Source organism: Naumannella cuiyingiana (assembly GCF_013408305.1).
Taxonomy (GTDB): domain Bacteria; phylum Actinomycetota; class Actinomycetes; order Propionibacteriales; family Propionibacteriaceae; genus Naumannella; species Naumannella cuiyingiana.
This window is the reverse complement of sequence record NZ_JACBZS010000001.1, coordinates 924,473-946,365: the sequence shown is the minus strand read 5'-3', so window position 1 is coordinate 946,365 and position 21,893 is coordinate 924,473. Positions and strand designations below refer to the sequence as shown.

Sequence of the window (21,893 nt, the reverse complement as noted above, 5' to 3'; positions counted from 1 at the left end):
GACCATTTTGCGCCCGACCAACCGGTTCGACGCCGATCGCGCGGCGGTGGAAGGATGGCGGCCATGTCGGAGTCTCGTCCCCGTGTTCTGTCGCTGTTCCAGCCGACCGCCGATTCGTTCCATCTCGGCAATTTCCTCGGGGCGCTTCGGCAGTGGGTGCCGATGCAGGACGAGTTCGACGCCTATTTCGGCATGGCCGACCTGCACTCGCTGAACGAGCAGCCCGATCCCGAGGTGCTGCGCGAGCGCACCCTGCGCAGCGCCGCGCAGATGATCGCCGGCGGGATCGACCCGAGCCGGGCGACGCTGTTCCTGCAGTCCGAGGTGCCCGAGCATGCCCAGTTGATGTGGGTGTTGTCGTGTTACACCGGTTTCGGCCAGGCGTCGCGGATGACCCAGTTCAAGGACAAGTCGGCCCGGCGCGGATCGGACGCGACCAATGTCGGGCTGTTCACCTACCCGATCCTGATGGCGGCCGACATCCTGCTCTACCAGGCAGATCGCGTGCCGGTGGGGGAGGACCAGCGCCAACACCTCGAACTGACCCGTGATCTTGCGGTGCGGTTCAATGGCCGGTTCGGGCAGACCTTCGTGGTGCCCGAACCGCACATCGTGAAGGCGACGGGCAAGATCCTCGATCTGGCCGACCCGACGATCAAGATGAGCAAGTCCGCATCCTCGCCGACCGGGATCATCGAGCTGATGGACGAACCCCGGGTGAGCGTGAAGAAGGTCCGATCGGCCGTCACCGATTCCGGGCGCGAGATCGCCTTCGACCCCGAGAGCAAGCCCGGGGTGTCGAACCTGTTGACCATCTTGTCCGCGCTGGACGGTCGGGATGTCGACGCGCTGGTCGCCGACTTCGACGGGAGGGGCTACGGCGACCTGAAGGGCGCGGTGGCCGATGCCGTCGAGGCCCTCGTGACCCCGTTCCGGGCGCGCGCCCTGGAGCTGCTGGAGGACCGGGCAGAGTTGCAGCGGATCCTCGATGCCGGCGCCGAACGGGCGCGGGAGGTGGCCGCGCGTACCCTCGCGGACGTGTACGCCAAGGTGGGCCTGCGCGGCTGAGGATCGGCCTGTCGCCTCCGCACCGCCGATCCGACGGCGGTAGGCTGCTGCGGTGGCGCTAGTGCCGGGACTGACCGCGGGTCCGCGAGACGACGGGGCCGACCTGTTGACCTCGCCGCGCGTGGGAGAGTTGCTGGCGGTTGCCGTGGAGCACGCGGGCGGGCGGCTGATCGACTGGCGCATCGACCACGTCGACGCCCAGCCCGAGCACTCCACGACCGCGACCTTCTCCACGATCGTCGACTGGCCCGACGGCCGGCGCAACGAACTGCTCGGAGTGAGCGCGCGCGCCGGGGAGACGACCGATGCCGATGCTCGCGCGGAGATCTTCCACGACGGCGACCGCGAGGTGGCGGTGTGGATACACCCCGCCGATCCCGATCTGCCGGGGCTGGCGCGGTTGGCGTACCCCGCGGAGATGGCGGGCGTGCTCGCCCCGCTGGTGGGTCGGCCCATCGCGACGGACGAGGTCGAGGTCGACCTGCTCGGCTACCGGCCGCGACGGCGCGCGGTGGCGAGGGTGCGGGTACGCGGCGAGGGCACCTGCTATGTGAAGGCCGTTCGGGCCAAGGCGGTCGCGGGGCTGCGCCGGCGGCACCAGTTGTTGTCCGGGGTCGGCGTACCGGCGCCGGAGCTGTTGGCCATCACCGATGATCATCTGCTGCTGTTGCGCGAGCTGCCGGGGCGCCCGCTCGCGACCGCGCTGTTCGATGATCAACCGCCGTGTACCGGCGAGGACCTGATCGGCGTGCTGGACGCAATGCCGCCGGCGATCGGCGCGCTCGGCAGGCGGCCGAGCTGGGTCGCCTCCCTTGATCATTATGTGGAGATGGTGGCGCGGGCGACGCCCGATCAGGAGGGCCGGCTGCGCCGGCTGGCGGCGCTGATCGATGCCGGGCTGGCCGGGGCGACGTCGGACGAGGAGCCCGCCCATGGCGATTTCCACGAGGGGCAGGTGCATGTGGACGGCGGCCGCGTCGTCGGGCTGCTGGATGTCGACACCGTCGGGCCCGGTCGGCGAGCCGACGATCTTGCCTGCCTGATCGCTCACCTGTCGACGGTGCAGCGGATGAACGCCGGGCAGGCCGAGCGGGTCGGGCGGTTGCTGGCGAGCTGGGTGCCGGTCTTCGACGAGCGGGTGGACCCGGTCGAGTTGCGGTTGCGGGCGTCCGCGATCGCCATCTCGTTGGCGACCGGCCCCTACCGGGTCCAGGAGGCGGATTGGTACGCCGAGACCGTGGGCATCATCGATGCGGCGGAGACCCTGGCCCACCGGGCCAACTGAGGCCCCGGCAACCGTGCTCAGTCCGCCGCACCGGCCAGGTCGAGAATTGCGGCGGCCGCCAGGGACGGCGTCAGGGAACCCTCGGCGACGCGGGACTCGATGGCGGCGCGGCCGTCCCGCACCCCCGGGCTGCGCTCGACCCGTTGCCGGAGCCGATCGTGCACGAGCTGCCAGGTCCAGGCGACCAACTGCTCCCGCCGCCGATCGTCGAACCGGCCGGTCTCCCGCATCCGCTCGGCATGCTGAACCACGGCCTCCCAGAACTCCGCCACCCCGACATCTTCCAGCGCGCTCATCGTCAACACCGGCGGCCGCCAGTCCGACTCCGGCGGGTGCAACAGACGCAATGCCCCCGCCAGCTCCCGCGCGGCCCGTAGGGCGTCGTTGCGATGCGGGCCGTCGGCCTTGTTGATCACCACCACATCGGCAAGCTCCAGCACGCCGCGCTTGATCCCCTGGAGTTGATCACCGGTCCGGGCCAGCGACAACAGGGCGAAGGTGTCCACCATCTGCGCGACCGCCACCTCGGACTGGCCGACCCCGACGGTCTCGACCAGCACCACGTCATAGCCGGCCGCCTCGACCAGCACCATGGTCTCCCGGGTCCGCGTCGCGACGCCGCCGAGGGTGCCCGAGGTCGGCGACGGCCGGATGAACGCATCGCGGTGTTGCGACAGCCGTCCCATCCTGGTCTTGTCGCCGAGGATCGACCCGCCCGACCGGGTCGAGGACGGGTCGACCGCGAGCACCGCGACCCGGTGCCCGCGCTCGATCAGATGCATCCCGAGCGCCTCGATGGTCGTCGACTTGCCGACGCCCGGTACGCCCGTGATCCCTACCCGGGCGGCATTCCCGGCCGCCGGCTGCACGGCCAGCAACAGCTCCTGCGCGGCATCGCGATGATCATCACGGGTCGACTCGACGAGCGTGATCGCCCGCCCCAGGCCCGTCCGGTCGCCCGCGCGCACCGCCTCGGCCAGCCGGTCGACTTCCATCAGTTCCCCGGCGCGGGGTGCCCCAGCCGCCGGGCCAGCGCCGCCAACAGCTCGACCGCGGAGTCGGCGATCACCGTGCCGGGGCCGAACACCGCGCTGGCCCCCTCGGCCAGCAGCGTCGACACGTCCGCCGGCGGGATCACCCCGCCGACGACGATCATGATGTCGTCGCGGCCGACCCCGGCCAGCGCGTCGCGCAGGGCCGGCACCAGGGTCAGGTGCCCGGCGGCCAACGAGGACACCCCGATCACGTGCACGTCGTTGTCGGCGGCCGAGCGGGCGACCTCCTCCGGGGTGGCGAACAGCGGACCCACGTCGACATCGAAACCAAGATCGGCAAAGGCCGTGGCGATCACCTTCTGCCCGCGATCGTGGCCGTCCTGGCCCATCTTCGCGACCAGGATCCGCGGGCGCCGGCCCTCGGCGACCGCGAACGCCTCCGCCAGCTCGGCCGCCCGCGCGACATTGCCGCCCTCGCCGGCCTCGTCCCGATACACCCCGCTCAGCGTACGGATCTCAGCGGAGTGCCGGCCGAAGGCCCGCTCCAGCGCATCGGAGATCTCGCCGACGGTCGCATGTTTGCGGGCCGCGTCGATGGCGAGCTCCAACAGGTTCCCCGTGCCGGGCTGTTCCGCGGCGCCGGCGAGTTGCTCCAGGGCGTCCGCGCACGCGGCCTCGTCCCGCTCGGCACGGAGCCGTTCCAGCTTCGCGAGCTGCTCACTGCGTACCCGCGCGTTCTCCACCTTCAACACCTCGACCTCGTCGGGATGCTCGGGGCGGTAGGTGTTCACGCCGATCACCGGTTGCCGGCCCGAATCGATCCTGGCCTGCGTCCGCGCCGCCGCCTCCTCGATCCGCAGCTTCGGGATGCCCTCGTTGATCGCCGCCGCCATCCCGCCGGCGGATTCCACCTCGGCGATGTGTGCCTGCGCCCGCTCGGCCAGCCGTGCGGTCAGCCACTCCACGTAGTAGGACCCGCCCCACGGGTCCGCCGGTGCCGTGGTGCCGGACTCGGCCTGCAGCACGAGCTGGGTGTTCCGGGCGATCCGCGCGGAGAAGTCGGTCGGCAGCGCCAGCGCCTCGTCCAGCGCGTTGGTGTGCAGCGACTGCGTGTGCCCCTGGGTCGCCGCCATCGCCTCGATGCAGGTCCGCGCGACGTTGTTGAACACGTCCTGCGCGGTCAGCGACCAGCCCGAGGTCTGCGAATGGGTACGCAGCGACGACGAGCGCGGGTTGGCCGGCGAGAACTGCGCCATCAGCTCGCTCCACAGCAGTCGGCCGGCCCGCAGCTTCGCGATCTCGGTGAAGAAGTTCATCCCGATGCCCCAGAAGAAGCTCAGCCGGGGCGCGAAGGCGTCCACGTCCAGCCCGGCGGCCAGCCCGGCGCGGACGTACTCGACCCCGTCGGCCAGGGTGTACGCCAGCTCCAGGTCGGCCGTCGCCCCGGCCTCCTGGATGTGATAGCCCGAGATCGAGATCGAGTTGAACCGCGGCATGTGCGCGCTCGTGTAGGCGAAGATGTCGGAGATGATCCGCATCGACGCCTGTGGGGGATAGATGTAGGTGTTGCGGACCATGAACTCCTTGAGGATGTCGTTCTGGATGGTCCCGGCGAGCTGCTCCGGCGCGACGCCCTGCTCCTCGGCCGCGACCACATAGAGTGCCAGCACCGGCAGCACGGCGCCGTTCATGGTCATCGAGACCGAGACCGCACCAAGATCGATTCCGGCGAACAGCTCGCGCATGTCCAGGATCGAGTCGATCGCCACCCCGGCCATTCCGACATCGCCCGCCACCCGCGGATGGTCGGAGTCGTAACCGCGGTGGGTGGCAAGATCGAAAGCGACCGACAGACCCTTCTGCCCGGCGGCGAGATTCCTGCGGTAGAAGGCATTCGACTCCGCCGCGGTGGAGAACCCCGCGTACTGCCGGATCGTCCACGGGCTGGTCACGTACATCGTCGGGTAGGGCCCGCGCAGATAGGGCGGCTGGCCCGGCAGCGAGTCGACGCCGGATTCCGGGCCATCCGGTCGATCGGTACGCCGAAATGCCGGCGGCACCTCGATCTCCTCGGGCATCTGCCACGGCTCGCCGGTCGGCATCGGCCCGTCGGCCGGCGCCGGCTCGGACCACGCCAGGGCGGCGAAGTCCGGCAGCTCGCCGGTGCCCGCCCGCTGTTGATCAATACTCATCGCCGCGCCTCCTCGGCGGTCTCGAAGTCGCCGAGCAGATCGTCCAGCAGGGCGGCCGCGTCGATGTCGGCGCCCCAGTCGGCGACCTCGACCCGCGGCACGCCGGCCGCCTTTGCCGCATCCCGGTGCGCGTCGGCGCCGTCGGCAAGATCATCGGGGCGGCCGGTGATCACCGCGAGCGCGGGAGCGTGCTCGGCGACCACCGCGGCGATCCCGCCCGGCTCGACCGGTCCCGGGTTGATCGCTTCGATGCCGCCGCTGGCCAGCAGGTTCGCCGTCTCGGTGGCCGCGGAGTTGTGCCGGGCGAGCGGGCCGATCGGCAGCAGCAGGGCGCGCGGGCGTACCCCCGTCGCGGCGAGCAGCGCGTCCGACCGGTCGCGCAGTCGCTCGAAGACCCGGCCCCAGCGGGCCAGCGCGGGCGATCCGGTCGGCAGGTCGGTCCGGTCGGCGATCGGCCCCGGATCGGTGGTGGGGGACGGCTCGGCCAGGTTGGGATAGTCATTCACCCCGGTCAGCCGGACCGCGCGCCGCGCCACCAGATCGTCGCGGGCGGCCGCCGCCTCCGCCAGCTCCGCGCGTACCTGCGCGGCCGCGTCCGGCAGGCCGCCCGCCGCCTCGATCCGCCGGAACGCGGCCCATCCGTCGGCGGCGAGCTGACGCGTGGCCTGCTCCAGCCACCAGGAACCGGCGCCCGGATCGAGCACCCGGCCGAGCTGGGACTCCTCCAGCAGCAGCGCCTGCGTGTTGCGCGCGATCCGGCGGGCCAGCCCGGGCGCCGCCCCCGGCTGCCCGCCGGGAATCGCCACATCGAAGGGATGCACGGTGACCAGCTCGGCGCCGCCCACCCCCGCGGCGAGGCCGGCGATGGTGCCGCGCAGGACGTTGACATAGGGGTCGCGTTGGCTCGCCATCGCCAGGGACGTGACCGCATGGATCCGCGCGCGGGCGGCCTCCGCCGCGCCCGACGCCTCGGCCACCCGCGCCCAGAGCAGCCGCGCCGCGCGCAGCTTGGCGATGGTGGCGAACTGGTCGTCGCTCGCCGCCAACCGGAAGTCGATCGCCGCGAATGCCTCGGGGAGGGTACGCCCGGAGGCCAGCAACGCCCGCAGGTAGCCGGCCCCGGCGGCGAGTGCGATCCCGAGCTCGAGCGCCTCGCCGGCGCCGGCATTGTGCGCGGCGTAGCCGTCGGCGGTGAAGATCGTGCCCGAGAGCCCGCGAGCGGCCTCGATGGCCCGCTCCGCGCTCACCGTCTCGGCGCCGGTGAGCGCGGCCGTGAGCGGCGCGGCGCCCAGCGAGACCACGTGGCCCGCGGTGGCGGCGAGGGCATCGACCGCCCCGTCGAGCAGCAGCGGCGCGATGCCCGGATGAACCCCGCGCAGCGCGCGCGTCAGCTCATCGGCACCGGGGCTGCCGCCCAGCCAGATCGCCGATCCCCCGTTGCCGAGCGCCTGCAGGATCGCGGTGTTCAACTCGGCCGGGTCGCCGCCCGTCTCGAACCGCTCGGCGACGTGCCAGCCGGTGCGTCCGTCGGGCCAGCCGGCGCCGGAGCCGCGGGTGAAGGGAAAGACGCCGGGCGGCGGATCCTCGGCGCGTTCGTCGGCGGCGGTGTAGAGGGGGCGCACGACGAGGCCTCCGGCGCGGGTGCTGGTCAGCGCCGCGGCGGGGTCGTCCCCGGCTGGCGTACCGGCCTTGGCCAGGACCTTCGCGGCGGCCTCCAGCCATGCGCGGACGGCCGGCCCCGGTGAGGCGGCGGGTGCTTCGTCGGACACCCCGACACGATATCGGTCACAGGTCGGTATCGCCGCCCCCATTGGTGCGCGCGGCCGCGGGCGACTCGGTAGTCTGCCGTCCTGCCCGCCGGGCCACAGACCATTCAGGAGATCGAGATGAAGCAGATGTTCGCCGTGTGCGCCGCAGCCGGCGCGCTCACCCTTGCCCTGGCCGGATGTGCGCAGCCCCCGGGCCAGAACACCGCCGAGCCGGGCGGCCAGGCCTCGCAGCCGTCCGCGGGTGCCGCCGACTTCAAGGCGTGCATGGTGTCGGACTCCGGCGGCTTCGACGACAAGTCGTTCAACCAGACCTCCTACAAGGGCCTGACGGATGCCGCGGCCAAGCTCGGCATCCAGACCGGCGAGGTGGAGTCGACCAATACCGCCGACTTCGCACAGAACATCCAGTCGATGATCGACGCCGACTGCAACATCGTGATCACCGTCGGCTTCCTGCTCTCCGACGACACCCTGGCGGCGGCGAAGGCCAATCCCGATGTCGATTTCGCGATCGTCGACGCCGCGCCGGAGGGCTTCGAGGAGCTGGACAACCTCAAGCCGCTCGAGTTCAACACGGCCGAGTCGAGCTTCCTCGCCGGCTACCTCGCGGCGGGGATGTCGAAGACGGGCAAGGTCGGCACCTTCGGTGGCACCAACATCCCGACGGTGACGATCTTCATGGACGGGTACGCCCAGGGCGTGCAGCACTTCAACACCGCGCGCGGCGCGAAGGTCGAGGTGCTGGGCTGGAACTCCGAGCGCCAGGACGGCCAGTTCGTGCCCGGCGACAACCCCTTCGAGAACGTCCAGGGTGGCCAGCAGACCGCGCAGAACCTGATCGCCCAGGGCGCCGACGTGATCATGCCCGTCGCCGGCCCGGCCGGCGAGGGCGCCCTGCAGGCCGTCCAAGGCAGCGGCGGCAATGCCAGTGCCATCTGGGTGGACACCGACGGGTGCGTGAGCGCCCCGAACTACTGCCCCGTGATCGTCTCCTCGGTCTACAAGGGCATGGATGTCGCGGTGGAGCAGGCGATCACCGACTCCCAGGCCGGCACGTTCAGCAACGAGCCCTACATCGGCACGCTGGAGAACGACGGCACCGGCCTCTCGCCGTTCAACGACTTCGAGAGCAAGGTCCCGGCCGAGCTGAAGACCGAGTTGGACACGCTGCGCGGGCAGATCATCTCCGGCGAGATCAAGATCACCTCGAAGGCACAGCCGAAGGGATGACCGCCCGGGTCGACGCACCTGACGCCGGGCTGAAGCTGCGCGGGATCACCAAGCGCTTCGGCCCGGTCGTCGCCAACTCCGACATCGACCTCGACATCGCACCGGGCGAGATCCACTGCCTCCTCGGTGAGAACGGTGCCGGCAAGTCGACCCTGATGAACGTCCTCTACGGGCTGCTGCAGCCGGACGAGGGCGAGATCTCGATCGACGGTGAACCGGTCAGGATCGCCAATCCGCGTGATGCGATGGCGCGCGGGATCGGCATGGTCCACCAGCACTTCATGCTGGTCGACCCGTTCACGGTCGCCGAGAACCTGATGCTGGGTCGCGAGGAGGGCCCGCTCGGGGTGTTGTCGACCGCCCGCGCGCGGCAGCGGGTCCGGGAGCTGTCCGACCGGTATCGGCTGGCCGTCGACCCCGACGCCGTGGTCGGCGAGCTGCCCGTCGGGGTGCAGCAGCGGGTGGAGATCATCAAGGCGCTGGCCAACGACGCGGACTATCTGATCTTCGACGAGCCGACCGCGGTGCTCACCCCGCAGGAGATCGACGAACTGATCGCGGTGATGAAGGACCTTCGCGGTGAGGGCAAGGCCATCGTCTTCATCACCCACAAGCTCCGCGAGGTACGCGAGGTCGCCGACCGGACCACCGTGATCCGGCGCGGCGCCGTGGTCGGGGAGGCCGAGCCGGGCGCGTCCGAGGCCGAGCTGGCCGAGATGATGGTCGGCCGCGCGATCAGCCTGACCGTCGACCGGGAGCCCGCGCAGCCGACCGGGGTACGCCTGGCCGTGGACAATCTGACCATCACCGCCCCGTCGGGCGTCGTGGTCGTCGACGATGTCAGCCTCGACGTCCAGGGCGGGGAGATCCTCGGCATCGCCGGCGTCCAGGGCAATGGTCAGTCCGAGCTCGCGGAGGCCCTGATCGGTCTGGTCCCGATCACGGCCGGCACGCTCACGCTGGACGACCGCGACATCACTCGGTTCGATCCCAAGCAGGCCATCCGCGCCGGCATCGGGTACGTCCCCGAGGACCGCAAGCACGACGGGTTCGTCGGGTCCTTCTCGGTCGCGGAGAACCTGATCCTGAACCAGTTCGACGAGCGGCCCTACGCGCGCGGGCCCGCGCTGGACGGGCGGGCCATCGCGGCGAACGCGGCCCAGCGGATCGAGGAGTTCGACATTCGCACCGGCTCTGCTGCGACTCCCGTGCAGACCCTGTCCGGCGGCAACCAGCAAAAGGTCGTGCTGGCCCGCGAACTGTCCCGCCCGCTGTCGTTGCTGATCGCCTCCCAGCCGACCCGCGGCGTCGATGTCGGCGCGATCGAGTTCTTGCACAAGCGGATCGTCGCCGAGCGCGACCGCGGCACCGCGGTGGTGATCATCTCCACCGAGCTGGACGAGGTGCTCGCCCTCTCGGACCGGATCGCGGTCATGTATCGCGGCCGGATCGTCGGCATCGTTCCGGGCGGTACGCCGCGCGACGTGCTCGGCCTGATGATGGCCGGCGTCCCCTACGAAGAGGCCACCGCGACCAGGAGTGACGATGCCTGAGGCCGCCACCACGTCCAGCGCCAGCACGCGCTCCCGACTCTCCGGCACGCTGACCGAGGCGGCGACCACGCTGATCGCCATCGTGCTCGCCTTCGCCGTCGGCGCGGTGTTGATGATCGTCTCCGACCCGGCGGTGATCGGACAGTACGCCTACCTGTTCACCGCGCCGCAACTGCCGCTCGGCGCATCCTGGGCCAAGGTCTCCGGCGCCTACGCCGCGCTGTTCGCGGGCTCGCTCGGCGGGCTCGGGCCGCTCACCGAGACGACGGCCCAGGCGGCGCCGCTGATCTGTGCGGGCCTCGGCGTCGCCATCGCCTTCCGCGCCGGGTTGTTCAACATCGGCGCCCAGGGACAGGCGATCGTCGGCTCCATCGTCGCCGCCTGGGTCGGCTTCTCGATCACCGGGGTGTGGTATCTCTCGCTGCTGCTCGCCATCGTCGGCGGCATCCTCGCCGGTGCCGTCTGGGGCGGCCTGGCCGGCTGGCTGAAGGCCCGCTTCGGCGCGCACGAGGTGATCGTGACGATCATGCTGAACTACATCGCCGCCGGTCTGCTCGCCTGGCTGCTCACCACCACGGCCTTCCAGCGGCCGGGGCGTACCGATCCGATCGCGCCGGTGATCGACTGGTTCGCGACCATGCCGCGAATCGAGGGCACCCGCCTGCACCTGGGCTTCATCCTGGCCCTGATCGCCGCCGCCGCGTGCTGGTGGCTGCTGGACCGATCGACCCTCGGGTACGCCATCCGAGCCGTCGGCGCCAACCCGAATGCCGCGGCGACCGGAGGAATCTCGGTGCCGCGGGTGATCATCGCCGCGATGGCCATCGCCGGCGGACTGGCCGGGCTGGCCGGGGCGCAGGCCGCGCTGGGCCCGGCCGCCGGCGGCACCGCCGTACCGCTCACCGCCGGCCTGGTCGGATCGATCGGGTTCGACGCCATCACCGTCGCGCTGCTCGGGCGATCGCGGCCGCTCGGGGTGGTGCTCGCCGGGCTGTTGTTCGGCGCCCTGAAGGCGGGCGGGCTCGCGATGCAGTCGGTGGCCCAGACCCCGCTGACCCTGACCATCGTGTTGCAGGCGCTGATCGTGTTGTTCGTGGCCGCGCCCGCGCTGGTCCGCAAGATCGCGCCGTTCCTGCGCCGCCGCCCCGTGCGCGCCCCGGCCGGACCCGCCCAGGGAGGTGCGCTGTCGTGAGCACGTCGTTCCAGTCCTCCGCCGCGGCGCCGGAGCCGTCGGCGCCCCGTCCGGGCGACCTGGCCGCAGAGGACGAGCCGGCCCGCCTCGAGTCGCGCGAGGCGCGCACCCAACGCCGTTCGGTCGGCGTCCTGGTCGGCGTCGTCGGTGCGCTGCTGTTGGTGCTCGCACTGGTCAACACCACCGGTGTCGCGCGATTCGCGCTGTCCAACGCCTTCGACGCGGTCCAGTTGCCGACCGTTGGCCTGCCCGGCCAGCCCGTGGTGATCACCTGCGCGCTGGCGCTGCTGGGAGCGGCCGCCGGCTATCTCGCCGGCGGGCGCATGCGCCGGTGGCTGCCGTTGCTCGGCACGATCGCCGGCATCGCCGTCGTGTTGGGCTTCCTGACCTGGGCCGCCGCCGGACGCGCCCTGCCGTTCCCGGTCAGCAACCAGCTCAACGGCACCCTCACCCTCGCCACCCCGCTCGTCCTCGGCGCCCTCTGTGGCGTGTTGTGCGAGCGCGCCGGGGTGGTCAACGTCTCGATCGAGGGCCAGTTCCTGACCGGCGCCTTCGCCGCCGCGCTGACCGGCTCGATCGCGCGCGGTGCGGGCATGCCGGCGGCCGTCGCGATCGTCGTCGCCCTGGTCGCGGCAATCCTCGCCGGCATCGCGATGTCGGCGCTGCTCGCGGTCTTCGCCATCAACTTCAGGGTCGACCAGGTCGTCCTCGGCGTGGTGTTGAACCTGCTGGCGGCCGGCATCACCGGATTCGTCTTCGACCAGCTCGTGCAGGAGAACGCCCGCGCGTTCAACTCACCGCCGATCATGAGCCGCCTGTCCATCCCGCTGCTGTCCGACATCCCGTTCCTCGGGCCGGTCCTGTTCGAGCAGACGCCGCTGGTCTACATCGCCATCGCCGCGGTGATCTTCGTCTGGTTCGTGGTCTTCCGCACCAAGTGGGGGCTGCGGGTGCGGGCGGTCGGCGAGCACCCGCAGGCGGCCGACACGGTCGGGATCAGCGTACCCGCCGTGCGCTGGTCGTCGGTGCTGCTGGCCGGCGTCTTCGGCGGACTCGGCGGCGCCTTCTTCACGATCGGCTCGACCGGGACCTTCGTCAAGGACATGACCGTCGGCAACGGCTTCATCGCGCTCGCGGCGCTGATCATGGGCCGCTGGCACCCGATCTGGGCGGCCGTGATGGCGCTGTTCTTCGGCTTCGTGACCCAGCTCGCGGTGCAGGTGCAGACGCTGGGTACGCCGGTGCCGAGCCAGTTCTTGTTGCTGCTGCCCTATGTCGCGACGATCATCGCCGTCGCCGGCCTGGTCGGCCGGGTACGCGCGCCCGCCGCGGACGGCAAGCCCTACGAGAAGAGCGAGTGAGCGTGGACTTCTCGGCCCTGCGCGAGCGGGCGCGCGAGCTCGCCGGGCGGGCCTATGCGCCCTACTCGGGCTTTCCGGTCGGCGCCGCGGCACTGGTGGACGACGGCCGGGTGGTGGCCGGTTGCAATGTCGAGAACGCCGCCTACGGCGTGGTGCTGTGCGCCGAATGCGGGCTGGTCTCGGAGTTGATCGCCACCGGCGGCGGGCGGCTGGTCGCGTTCGCCTGCGTCAACGGCGACGGTGAGGTGCTGATGCCGTGCGGGCGCTGCCGTCAGTTGTTGTGGGAGCACGGGGGCCCGCAGTTGCTGGTCGACACCGTCGACGGGCCGGTGCCGATGACCGAGATCTTGCCGTACGCCTTCGGCGCGCACGACCTCGAGCGCTGATCCGGCTCAGGCCAGCGCGCGCTCGCTCAGCTCCCACAGCCGGGTCGCGGCATCGGGGTCGGCGGCCCACGACCGGACGCCGCGATAGGGCTGCTCGCCCGCCGGTTCGGCGATCTCGACGTCCTCGCAGTAGGCGCCCGGCCGCTCGCTGAGCCGGGGCTCGACGGCCGCCCAGACGCTCGTCGCGGCACCCTGCTCCGGCGTCTTGAACGACGGATCGACCACCGCCCCGGACGCGTCGATCCAACCCCGCTCGATCATCTCGGCATCGCTCATGTGCCGCTGCAACGGGGTGCGGATGTTGCCCGGATGCACCGACCAGGCGCCGATCCCGTCCGCTGCGCCGCGTCGGGACAGCTCGAGCGCGAACAGCGCATTCGCCGTCTTGGACTGCCCGTAGGCGAGCCACGGATCGTAGGGTTCGCGTTCGAACGCCGGATCGTCCCAGCGGATCGGCGAGTTGTGGTGACCCGCCGAGGACACCGCGACCACCCGGGCGTCCCCGGCCGCCGCCAGCAGCGGCCAGAGCGCGCCGGTCAGCGCGAAGTGGCCGAGATGGTTCGTCGCGAACTGAGGATCCCAGCGCCCGATCCGGCGCAGGGGTGCGGCCATGATGCCCGCATTGCAGATCAGCAGGTCGACGGGCCGCCCGGCGGCGCGTAGCTCACCGGCCAGCGCCTCGACGGAGGACCGGTCGCCGAGGTCCAGCGCCGCCGTCGACGCCCGCGGTACGCCCGCGAGGGCGTCGCGCGCCCGGTCCGGGCGTCGTGCCGGCACCAGCACGTCGGCTCCGGCGCCGGCCAGTGCGGACGTGGTGGCCAGCCCGATCCCGGAGTAGCCGCCGGTGATCACGGCGTACCGTCCGGCCAGGTCGATCCCGGACAGGACCTCCGCGGCGCCGGTCCGCGCGTCGAATCCGGAACCCAGTGGACGTTGTCGTTCGATCCCTTCGATCATGGTCGCGACGCTACGACCTGGACCGCGGTCCAGGTCAAAGCCATGACCCTCGCGCTGCATAGGGTCCGTGACACCGGGCCGACGGAGGGGGAGATTGATGGCGGACGGGCGGGGGATCTGGTTCACCGACCGCTGGGGCATCGAGTTCGACGACGACACCACGATCGAGCGCTTCGGCGCGCTGCTGGACGAGTTGGCCGACGGCGACGACCCCGAGCATGCCTGCGTGGACATCACCGATGTCGGCGGCTGGAATCTCGAGTTCACCACCGATCGGGCCTGGTTCGAGAATGTCGAGGACGGCGGCGAGCAGGTCGGCCAGCTCCGGATCGACGATCGAGAAGACGCGCTCGCGATCGCGGCCGACTTCCTGAGCGGCGACTTCGCCGCCCTGCGTGCCCGCCCGTGGATCTCGGCCGTCGCCTGAGCCCGGCGACTAGTCTGGCCGGCGATGAACGATGCGACCCGGGCGATCGGAGAGGTGGCCGAACAGCTCGGCCTGAGCGCCGATGCGCTGCGCTTCTACGAGCGCGAGGGCCTGCTGATCGGCCCGGTCGTCCGCGACGCGGCCGGCCGGCGTCGCTATGCCGAGCGTGACGTGTCGTGGCTGGGCGTGTGCACCCGGCTCCGGGACACGGGGATGCCGATCGAGAAGATCCGGCGCTACGCCGCGCTGGTCCGCGACGGCGGCGACAACCATGCCGAGCGGCTGGCGCTGCTGCGCGAACACGAGGCAGCCGTCAGCCACGACATCGACGAGCTGATCGCCGCCCGCGCCGTGATCCGGTCCAAGATCGACAGCTACGCCGAGCAGCTCGCGCACGGCGCCGCCGATCGGCTCTGGGACAACCCCCGCTGACGCCGGCGCACGGCCTTGCGGGCGGAGCGCCCGGTCAGGGCAGGAACAGCCGGGCGGCCGTGATCAGGGTCTGGGACACGCCGTAGCCGAGCAGGATGATCGCCAGGCCCCAGCCGATGACCAGCGACACGGTGCCGCCGCCGGTCCCCGCGGCGGCGGGCGCGCCCGCTGCCTGCGGCCCGGCCGACGCCCGGGCCGCCGCGCCCGCTGTCTGCGGCGCCGCCTCGGGCTCGTGGAATCGTTCGTTGACCGGGCGGACCAGCAGGTTGGCGATGAACCCGATCGCGAGCAGGCCGACCATCGTCAGCAGGGCCGGGCGGTACGCCGCGGCGGTCAGCTCGCCCGGCGTACCCTGCGCGTCGAGGAAGCCGTTGATGATCAGCGGCCCGACCACGCCGGCGGCGGACCAGGCGGTGAGCAGGCGGCCGTGGATCGCGCCGACCTGGAACACGCCGAACAGGTCACGCAGGTACGCCGGGATGGTCGCGAAACCGCCGCCGTAGAAGGAGATCGCGATGGCGGCGAGTAGCACGAACCAGGCGACGGCGAGATTGCCGGTCATGGCGAGCAGGGCGTACAGCACCATGCCCACGCCGAGATAGATCATGTAGATCGGCTTGCGGCCGATCTTGTCCGAGGCGGTCGACCAGCCGAACCGGCCCGCCATGTTGAACAGCGACAACAGGCCGACGAAGCCGGCGGCCGCGCCCGAGGCGACCAACGAGACACCGGTCGGCTGGCGGAAGAAGTCGGTGATCATCGGGCTGGCCTGCTCCAGGATGCCGATGCCTGCGGTGACATTGCAGAACAGCACGATCCACAGCAGCCAGAACTGCGGTGTCTTGATGGCATTGGTCGCCGACACGTTGCCCCGCGAGACAAGCGGCTTGGCGGCGACGGTCGACGGGTCGAAGCCCGCCGGCGCCCAGCCCGGCGCCGGGACGCGGATCGTCCGGACCCCGAACATCATGATCACGAAGTAGGCGATGCCGAGGGTGACGAAGAGCATCGTCAGGGCGTACCCGTTGGCGATCGAGCCGGACACCGTCGGGTCGTAGTTCGGGTCGTACAGGCTCATCAACTGCCGCTCGGCCGGGCTGGCGACCAGCGCGCCGCCGCCGAAGCCCATGATCGCCATGCCGGTGGCCAGGCCCGGGCGGTCGGGGAACCACTTGATCAGCGTGGACACCGGCGAGATGTAGCCGATACCCAGCCCGATGCCGCCGATCACGCCGTAGCCCAGGTAGAGCAGCCACAACTGCGAGGTCGCGATGCCGAGTGCGCCGACCAGGAAGCCCGCCGACCAACAACAGGCGGCCGCGAACATCGCCGCGCGCGGGCCGACCCGGTCGACCCAGGTGCCCAGCACGGCCGCGGACAGGCCGAGCATCACGATGGCAATCGAGAAGACGATGCCGACCGCGGTCTGGGTCGAGCCGAAGTGTTCGACCAGCGAGGTCTTGTAGACGCTGGTGGCGTACGCCTGGCCGATGCACAGGTGCACGGCGAGCGCCGCCGGGGGAATGAGCCAGCGGTTGTAGCCGGCCGGGGCGATGGTGTGTGCCCGGTCGAGAAAACCCATCATGTGCCTCCTTGCGCCAACTGATCCTCGCGCAGCATACGCACGCTGGGTAGGAATTGCTGGCAAAGGGGCAATGTGCGACACCCCCGTGGTCGCCCGGTTGTCGGTTCACCCGCCAAGGCCGCCCCGAGCCGCGGCGCGGCGAGTAGGCTGCCGCTGTGATCGATTCCGTTCTGCGCGCCGCGCCCAAGGTTGCCCTACATGATCATCTCGACGGCGGCCTGCGGCCCGGGACGGTGATCGAGCTCGCGGCCGAGGTCGGTCACGAACTGCCGGTGGGCGGCGACGCGGAGGCGCTCGGCGACTGGTTCTTCGCAGCGGCCGACTCGGGATCGCTGGTGCGCTACCTGGAGACGTTCGAGCACACGGTTGCGGTGACCCAGACCGCGCAGGCCCTGCGGCGTGTCGCCCGGGAGTTCGTGGCCGACCAGGCCGCGGACGGTGTGGTGTATGCCGAGGCGCGCTGGGCGCCGGCCCAGCACACCCGCGGCGCGCTCAGCGAGGAGGACGCGGTGATCGCCGTCCGCGACGGCCTCGCCGAGGGGATGGCGGCCGCGGCCGCCGGGGGTAGCCCGATCATCGCGCGCCAGTTGATCACCGGACTGCGCCACCACGATGACGCGCTCTCCATCGCCGAGCTGGCGGTGGCCTACCGGGACGACTCGGTCGCCGGCTTCGATGTCGCCGGCCCGGAGGACGGTTTCCCGCCGAGTCGGCACAGCGCGGCGTACGAGCTGCTGAACCGGGCACATGCCCGCTACACGATCCACGCCGGCGAGGCCGCCGGGGTGGATTCGATCCGCGAGGCCGTCCGCGAGTGTGGCGCGCAGCGGATCGGCCACGGAGTGCGGATCATCGAGGACATCGAGGTCGACGGCGACGAGCTGCGGCTCGGCGAGGTCGCCAGCCACCTGCGCGACGAACAGATCCTGCTGGAGGTCTGCCCGTCGTCGAATCTGCAGACCGGCATCGCGGCGACCATCGCCGAGCACCCGGTGCGCACCCTCGACCGGGCCGGCCTCAAGATCACCATCAGTTGTGACAACCGACTGATGAGCCGGACCACCCTGAGCCGGGAGTTCGCGCTGTTGGCCGATGCCTTCGGCTACGGGCTCGACGATGTCGAACGGTTCACGATCAACGGCGCGGAGGAGGCCTTCCTGCCCGAGGCGGAGCGGCGTGCCCTGATCGATGACGTGATCATCCCGGGGTACGCCGCCCTGCGCTGACCGCCGCGGCGATCAGTCCAGCAGTCGGCGCAGCGCCGCAAGCTCGCCGGCGCTGACCCCGTTGGCCGTCAGGTACGCCCGCGCGCCGCCGAGCTCGTCGAGGCGGCGCAGCGTACCGATCATCACCGCGGCCGGACTGCCGGCGAGCAGGGCTCGCACCCGCGGCGTGTCGGGCACCCCGAGCGGCGCGAGCCGGCCGAGCGTCGTCTCGGCCCATTCGCCCACCAGACCCTCCTCCGAGCGTGCGTAGTCGGCGGCGATCGCCTCGGCATCGACCCCGAGCGCGGCCAGCACCGTGCCGATCACCAGGCCGGTGCGGTCCTTGCCGGCCGAGCAGTGCACGAGCACGGTGCCGGGCGCCGCGCCGGCGATCAGGCGTACCGCCTGCGCCAGCTCGGCACCGCGCCGTTCCAGCAGCGTGTGGTTGACGTCGAGCAGTTCGATTCCCTCGATGCCGTGCTGCTCCGCGGCCGCGGCCAGTTCGCCGCCGTCGAGGTCGATCGTCTCGGTCCGCGCGGCGAGGCCGTCGATGCTGGGGTCGACGGTGCGCTCCCAGTCGGCACGCAGGTCGATGATCAACTCGAGCCCGAGGCGGCGCACGGCGTCGCCGCCGGACTCGCTCAGGGCGTGCAGGGCATCGGAACGATAGAGCCGGCCCGCCGGTAGGTCGCCGCCGTCGGCGTGCTGCGGTCCGACATCGCGAAGGTTGTGGACACCGTGGCCCGGCTCGATCGGAACGTTCATGGGCCCGTGTCTACCAGCCGGCCGGGGCGCGGGTTAGCGTGTTCGGCATGAGCGAGGCGATGCTGCAGGCCGTGGACGAGGACTGGCAACGGGCGCTGGCGGTCGTCGCCCACCCCGACGACATGGAGTACGGCTCGGCGTCGGCGGTGGCGCGCTGGACGGGGCAGGGCAAGGAGATCGCCTACTGCCTGGTGACCAGGGGCGAGGCGGGCATCGACGGGATGGACCCCGACGAGGCGAGGGGAGTCCGGGAGACCGAGCAGCGCGCCTCCTGTGCGGCGGTCGGGGTGGACGACGTGACCTTCCTCGGGCTGCGGGACGGGGCCTTGGAGTACGGGCTCGCGCTGCGCGGCGCCATCGCCCGGGTGATCCGCGAGAAGCGGCCGGAGATCGTGATCACCAACAGCTTCCGCCTCACCTGGCCCGGCGGGATCACCAACCAGGCCGATCACATCGCCACCGGTCGCGCCACCCTGGACGCCGGCCGCGATGCGGGCAACCGCTGGATCTTCACCGAGCAACTGACCGACGGCCTGGAGCGCTGGGACGGGGTACGCCAGGTCTGGGCCGCCGGCTCGCCCGAAGCCGGTCACGCGGTCGACGTCACCGAGTCGCTCGACGCGGGGGTGGCCTCGTTGCGGGAGCATCGCGCCTATCTCGACGGGCTCGGCTCGGCCGACTTCGATCCCGATGCCTTCCTGCGCGATCTGGCAGCGGCGGCGGGCGAACGGCTCGGCACCCGGTACGCGGCCACCTTCGAGGTGTTCTCGCTGAAGTGAGTGGGCCCGGGAGTTTCGCCGCGGCCGAGGTCCCGCGCGACCTGGCCGGGCATCGCGAGCTGGGGGAGGGCTGGCCGGACTGGCTGGACCGGTTGCCCCGGCTTGCCGCCGACCTGCTGGCCGAGTGGGAGCTGACCCGCGACGGCGCCGAGGTCTGGCACGGCTTCGGCTCGCTGGTCCTTCCGGTGCGCGACCGCGACGGCGTACCCGGCGTGTTCAAGATCGCCTACGACGGCGACGACGAGGGGCTGCACGAGGCGCTCGGCCTGCAACGTTGGGCTGGCAACGGGGCGGTACGCCTGTTGCGGGCCGACCCACGCCGCCGCGCGCTGCTGCTGGAGCGACTGCACCGACGCGATCTCGGCGAGCTGTGGGACGTCGAGGCGTGCGAGATCGTCGCGGGTCTCTATGCCAAACTGCACGTCCCCGCCGGCGCCCCGCTGCAGTTGATCACCGATCACGTCGCCCGCTGGCTGGACGATCTTGCTCGGCTGCCGCGCGATGCGCCGATCCCGCGCCGCCACGTCGAGCAGGCGCTCGCGCTGGGCCGCGAGCTGGTCGCGGACCCGGCGAGCACCGGGGTGATCATCCACGGCGACCTGCACTACGCCAACGTGCTGGCGGCCGACCGGGCGCCCTGGCTGGCGATCGACCCGAAGCCGATGTCCGGCGATCCGCACTACGAGCCGGCGCCGATGCTGTGGAACCGGTTCGACGAGCTGGGCACCGGGGCGGCGCTGCGGTACGGGCTGCGTACCCGGCTGGAGACCTTGGTCGATGCCGCCGGGCTGGACCATGATCGTGCCCGCGACTGGGTGATCGTCCGGATGATCATCAACGCCCACTGGTCGATCCAGGATGCCGAGCGGGCGGGGCGGTCGCTGAACGCCGAGGAGCGGGAATGGATCACCCGGTGCATCACGATCGCCAAGTCGGTGCAGGATTGAGGGCACCTGCGGACCCAGGAGAAATCGTGAAGAAGCTGCTCAACAACCCCGACGACGTGGTGACCGAGGCGCTGGAGGGCACCGCGCTGACCCAACCGTGGCTGGCGCTGCTGGCCGGCCGGACGATCGCGGTCCGCCGCGACCGGCTGGTCACCGACGACAACCGCGCGGAGCTGCCCGTCGCCCTGATCTCCGGTGGCGGCGCGGGCCACGAGCCCGCCCATGCCGGCTATGTGGCGCCGGGCATGCTGACCGCCGCGGTCTCCGGGGCCGTCTTCGCCTCGCCGAGCGTCGACGCGATCTGTGACGGCATCCGGGCCGTCACCGGGGACGCCGGTGCCCTGCTGATCGTGAAGTCCTACACCGGGGACCGGCTGAACTTCGGGCTGGCGGCCGAGCTGGCCCGCGCCGACGGGCTGGCGGTCGAGATGGTGGTGGTCGCCGACGATGTCGCGCTCACCGATGACGACGGCAACGCGGGCCGCCGCGGGCTGGCCGGCACGATCCTGGTGCACAAGATCGCCGGCGCGCTGGCCGAGCGCGGGGCCGGTCTGGCCGAGGTTGCGGCCGCGGCCCGCCGAGTCGCCGAGACGGTCGGCACGATGGGCGTCGGGCTCGGCCCGGCGACGGTGCCCGGAGGGGCGGCGGGATTCGAGCTGGGCGGCGACGAGATCGAGCTCGGGCTGGGCATCCACGGCGAGCCGGGGGTGTCGCGGGAGAAGCTGCCCGCGGCGGACGAGCTGGCGGCGACCATGATCGACCGGATCGTTGCCGATCGCGGCCTGTCGGCCGGTGACCGTGTCGTGTTGCTGGCGGGCAATGCCGGCGCGACGCCGACGATGGAGCTGATGATCATGGTACGCGCGGCGGCACGGGCGCTGCGCGAGCGGGGGATCGAGGTCGCCCGGGTCTGGCAGGGGCCGGTGCTGACCAGCATCGACATGCCCGGTGCCTCGCTGAGCGTGCTGCCGGTCGACGACGAACAGCTCGGGGCGCTGGATGCCCCGACCGCGGCGCCCGCCTGGCCGGGCGGCGGCGGGAGCGAGCCGGCCGGAGCCGACGAGGTGTACGTGCCCGTGCCGCAGGCGGGCGAGGCCGGGGCCGAGCTGGGCGAACCGGATGCCGGCGTACGGGCCGCCGTCGATCGGGCGACCGAGGCCCTGCTGGCCGCGGAGGCCGAGTTGACCCGGCTGGACGCCGAGGTCGGCGACGGCGACCTCGGCCAGGCGCTCGCCCGCGGCGCGCGGGCGTGGCAGGCGGAGCCGGTGGACGGTTCGGCCGCGGCGATCCTGCGTACCCTCTCCGCGATCGCCCGCCGCGAGATCGGCGGCACGTCGGGGCCGCTGTATGCCGCCGGGTTGTTGCGCGCCGGCGAGGCCCTGGCCGAGGGCGCCGGCTGGCCGGACGCGTTCTCCGCCGGGGTGGACGGCGTGATCGAGCTCGGCGGCGCGCAGGTGGGCGACCGGACCATGGTGGATGCCCTGGTCCCCGCCGCCGAGGCCTCGCGCCGCGGCCTGGACGCGGCGATCGAGGCCGCGCGGACCGGCGCGGCGGGCACCGCCGAGCAGACCGCGCGCCGCGGCCGGTCCAGCTACCTCGGCGAGCGGGTGCACGGGCACCCCGACCCCGGCGCCGTCGCCGTGGTCATCTGGCTGGAGGCCCTGCGGGGCTGAGCTGTGGGATGTGCGGTTTGTCGTCACTTCCGTCGGCCGGAAGACGACAAAGCGCACAGAGGCGGACCGGTGTCGGGCTGCGGGCAGGAACT

General features: G+C 71.9%; 19 protein-coding genes. 13 read left to right on the top strand and 6 right to left on the bottom strand.

Features of this window, described 5'->3' with window-relative positions; translation table 11 throughout:
- Positions 1–54: 54 nt before the first annotated feature.
- Both trpS and GGQ54_RS04300 read left to right on the top strand, forming a co-directional pair.
- Positions 55–1,068: a tryptophan--tRNA ligase gene (gene trpS, locus GGQ54_RS04305; protein ID WP_179444267.1), complete on the top strand. Its 1,014-nt coding sequence runs from the start codon at positions 55–57 to the stop codon at positions 1,066–1,068.
- Between the two features lie 52 nt (positions 1,069–1,120).
- A complete protein-coding gene (locus GGQ54_RS04300) occupies positions 1,121–2,353 on the top strand; it encodes a phosphotransferase (protein ID WP_179444266.1) in 1,233 nt (410 codons plus the stop codon).
- 17 nt (positions 2,354–2,370) lie between these two features.
- Here the strand turns inward: GGQ54_RS04300 and meaB are convergent, their stop codons facing one another.
- Genes meaB through GGQ54_RS04285 form a run of 3 tightly spaced genes read right to left on the bottom strand, consistent with a single transcriptional unit; the run spans position 2,371 to position 7,309 of the window.
- Entirely contained in the window at positions 2,371–3,348 is a 978-nt protein-coding gene (gene meaB, locus GGQ54_RS04295) for a methylmalonyl Co-A mutase-associated GTPase MeaB (protein WP_179444265.1), read from the bottom strand.
- Positions 3,348–5,540 (bottom strand): methylmalonyl-CoA mutase, encoded by a 2,193-nt coding sequence (gene scpA / locus GGQ54_RS04290; protein ID WP_179444264.1) that lies wholly within the window; start codon positions 5,538–5,540, stop codon positions 3,348–3,350. Before scpA ends, meaB begins: the two co-directional genes overlap by 1 nt.
- Complete coding sequence (locus GGQ54_RS04285) at positions 5,537–7,309, bottom strand: methylmalonyl-CoA mutase family protein (RefSeq protein ID WP_179444263.1); 1,773 nt, start codon at positions 7,307–7,309, stop codon at positions 5,537–5,539. Before GGQ54_RS04285 ends, scpA begins: the two co-directional genes overlap by 4 nt.
- A 117-nt stretch (positions 7,310–7,426) precedes the next feature.
- Between GGQ54_RS04285 and GGQ54_RS04280 the strand changes: the two genes are divergently transcribed.
- Genes GGQ54_RS04280 through GGQ54_RS04260 form a run of 5 tightly spaced genes read left to right on the top strand, consistent with a single transcriptional unit; the run spans position 7,427 to position 13,031 of the window.
- On the top strand, positions 7,427–8,539 hold the full coding sequence (locus GGQ54_RS04280) for a BMP family lipoprotein (protein WP_179444262.1): 1,113 nt from the start codon (positions 7,427–7,429) through the stop codon (positions 8,537–8,539).
- The gene (locus tag GGQ54_RS04275; protein WP_179444261.1) at positions 8,536–10,092 is read left to right on the top strand and encodes an ABC transporter ATP-binding protein; all 1,557 of its coding nucleotides are present in this window, start codon (positions 8,536–8,538) and stop codon (positions 10,090–10,092) included. Before GGQ54_RS04280 ends, GGQ54_RS04275 begins: the two co-directional genes overlap by 4 nt.
- Positions 10,085–11,284: an ABC transporter permease gene (locus GGQ54_RS04270; protein WP_179444260.1), complete on the top strand. Its 1,200-nt coding sequence runs from the start codon at positions 10,085–10,087 to the stop codon at positions 11,282–11,284. Before GGQ54_RS04275 ends, GGQ54_RS04270 begins: the two co-directional genes overlap by 8 nt.
- Before the next feature lie 59 nt (positions 11,285–11,343).
- Positions 11,344–12,645, top strand: coding sequence for an ABC transporter permease (locus tag GGQ54_RS04265; protein ID WP_218844004.1), 1,302 nt, complete (start codon positions 11,344–11,346; stop codon positions 12,643–12,645).
- Complete coding sequence (locus GGQ54_RS04260; protein WP_179444258.1) at positions 12,642–13,031, top strand: cytidine deaminase; 390 nt, start codon at positions 12,642–12,644, stop codon at positions 13,029–13,031. Before GGQ54_RS04265 ends, GGQ54_RS04260 begins: the two co-directional genes overlap by 4 nt.
- Positions 13,032–13,037: 6 nt before the next feature.
- Here the strand turns inward: GGQ54_RS04260 and GGQ54_RS04255 are convergent, their stop codons facing one another.
- The gene (locus GGQ54_RS04255; protein WP_179444257.1) at positions 13,038–13,988 is read right to left on the bottom strand and encodes an oxidoreductase; all 951 of its coding nucleotides are present in this window, start codon (positions 13,986–13,988) and stop codon (positions 13,038–13,040) included.
- A 97-nt stretch (positions 13,989–14,085) separates the two neighbouring features.
- Here GGQ54_RS04255 and GGQ54_RS04250 point away from each other — a divergent pair, with 97 nt between their 5' ends.
- Positions 14,086–14,415, top strand: a complete 330-nt coding sequence (locus GGQ54_RS04250; RefSeq protein WP_179444256.1) for a hypothetical protein — start codon at positions 14,086–14,088, stop codon at positions 14,413–14,415.
- Positions 14,416–14,439: 24 nt separating this feature from the next.
- Positions 14,440–14,847 carry a MerR family transcriptional regulator gene (locus tag GGQ54_RS04245; protein ID WP_179444255.1) on the top strand — a complete coding sequence of 136 codons (408 nt, stop codon included), beginning with the start codon at positions 14,440–14,442 and terminating at the stop codon, positions 14,845–14,847.
- Between the two features lie 34 nt (positions 14,848–14,881).
- On the opposite strand, the gene GGQ54_RS04240 is transcribed toward GGQ54_RS04245, so the two are convergent.
- Entirely contained in the window at positions 14,882–16,432 is a 1,551-nt protein-coding gene (locus GGQ54_RS04240; RefSeq protein WP_179444254.1) for an OFA family MFS transporter, read from the bottom strand.
- 155 nt (positions 16,433–16,587) lie between these two features.
- Here GGQ54_RS04240 and GGQ54_RS04235 point away from each other — a divergent pair, with 155 nt between their 5' ends.
- A complete protein-coding gene (locus GGQ54_RS04235) occupies positions 16,588–17,658 on the top strand; it encodes an adenosine deaminase (RefSeq protein WP_179444253.1) in 1,071 nt (356 codons plus the stop codon).
- A 12-nt stretch (positions 17,659–17,670) separates the two neighbouring features.
- On the opposite strand, the gene GGQ54_RS04230 is transcribed toward GGQ54_RS04235, so the two are convergent.
- Positions 17,671–18,402 (bottom strand): tyrosine-protein phosphatase, encoded by a 732-nt coding sequence (locus tag GGQ54_RS04230; protein WP_179444252.1) that lies wholly within the window; start codon positions 18,400–18,402, stop codon positions 17,671–17,673.
- Between the two features lie 47 nt (positions 18,403–18,449).
- Between GGQ54_RS04230 and GGQ54_RS04225 the strand changes: the two genes are divergently transcribed.
- The 3 genes from GGQ54_RS04225 to GGQ54_RS04215 are packed head-to-tail and all read left to right on the top strand — an operon-like array spanning position 18,450 to position 21,801.
- Positions 18,450–19,181 (top strand): PIG-L deacetylase family protein, encoded by a 732-nt coding sequence (locus GGQ54_RS04225; RefSeq protein ID WP_179444251.1) that lies wholly within the window; start codon positions 18,450–18,452, stop codon positions 19,179–19,181.
- Positions 19,178–20,128: an aminoglycoside phosphotransferase family protein gene (locus GGQ54_RS04220; protein WP_179444250.1), complete on the top strand. Its 951-nt coding sequence runs from the start codon at positions 19,178–19,180 to the stop codon at positions 20,126–20,128. Before GGQ54_RS04225 ends, GGQ54_RS04220 begins: the two co-directional genes overlap by 4 nt.
- Positions 20,129–20,154: 26 nt before the next feature.
- Entirely contained in the window at positions 20,155–21,801 is a 1,647-nt protein-coding gene (locus GGQ54_RS04215; RefSeq protein WP_179444249.1) for a dihydroxyacetone kinase family protein, read from the top strand.
- Positions 21,802–21,893: the final 92 nt, after the last annotated feature.

Excerpts from the sequence above, each read along its gene's own strand:
- trpS (WP_179444267.1), top strand. The coding sequence starts at position 55 with ATGGCGGCCATGTCGGAGTCTCGTCCCCGTGTTCTGTCGCTGTTCCAG.
- meaB (WP_179444265.1), bottom strand. The coding sequence starts at position 3,348 with ATGGAAGTCGACCGGCTGGCCGAGGCGGTGCGCGCGGGCGACCGGACG.
- scpA (WP_179444264.1), bottom strand. The coding sequence starts at position 5,540 with ATGAGTATTGATCAACAGCGGGCGGGCACCGGCGAGCTGCCGGACTTC.
- GGQ54_RS04280 (WP_179444262.1), top strand. The coding sequence starts at position 7,427 with ATGAAGCAGATGTTCGCCGTGTGCGCCGCAGCCGGCGCGCTCACCCTT.
- GGQ54_RS04275 (WP_179444261.1), top strand. The coding sequence starts at position 8,536 with ATGACCGCCCGGGTCGACGCACCTGACGCCGGGCTGAAGCTGCGCGGG.
- GGQ54_RS04270 (WP_179444260.1), top strand. The coding sequence starts at position 10,085 with ATGCCTGAGGCCGCCACCACGTCCAGCGCCAGCACGCGCTCCCGACTC.
- GGQ54_RS04255 (WP_179444257.1), bottom strand. The coding sequence starts at position 13,988 with ATGATCGAAGGGATCGAACGACAACGTCCACTGGGTTCCGGATTCGAC.
- GGQ54_RS04250 (WP_179444256.1), top strand. The coding sequence starts at position 14,086 with ATGGCGGACGGGCGGGGGATCTGGTTCACCGACCGCTGGGGCATCGAG.
- GGQ54_RS04245 (WP_179444255.1), top strand. The coding sequence starts at position 14,440 with ATGAACGATGCGACCCGGGCGATCGGAGAGGTGGCCGAACAGCTCGGC.
- GGQ54_RS04240 (WP_179444254.1), bottom strand. The coding sequence starts at position 16,432 with ATGATGGGTTTTCTCGACCGGGCACACACCATCGCCCCGGCCGGCTAC.
- GGQ54_RS04230 (WP_179444252.1), bottom strand. The coding sequence starts at position 18,402 with ATGAACGTTCCGATCGAGCCGGGCCACGGTGTCCACAACCTTCGCGAT.
- GGQ54_RS04225 (WP_179444251.1), top strand. The coding sequence starts at position 18,450 with ATGAGCGAGGCGATGCTGCAGGCCGTGGACGAGGACTGGCAACGGGCG.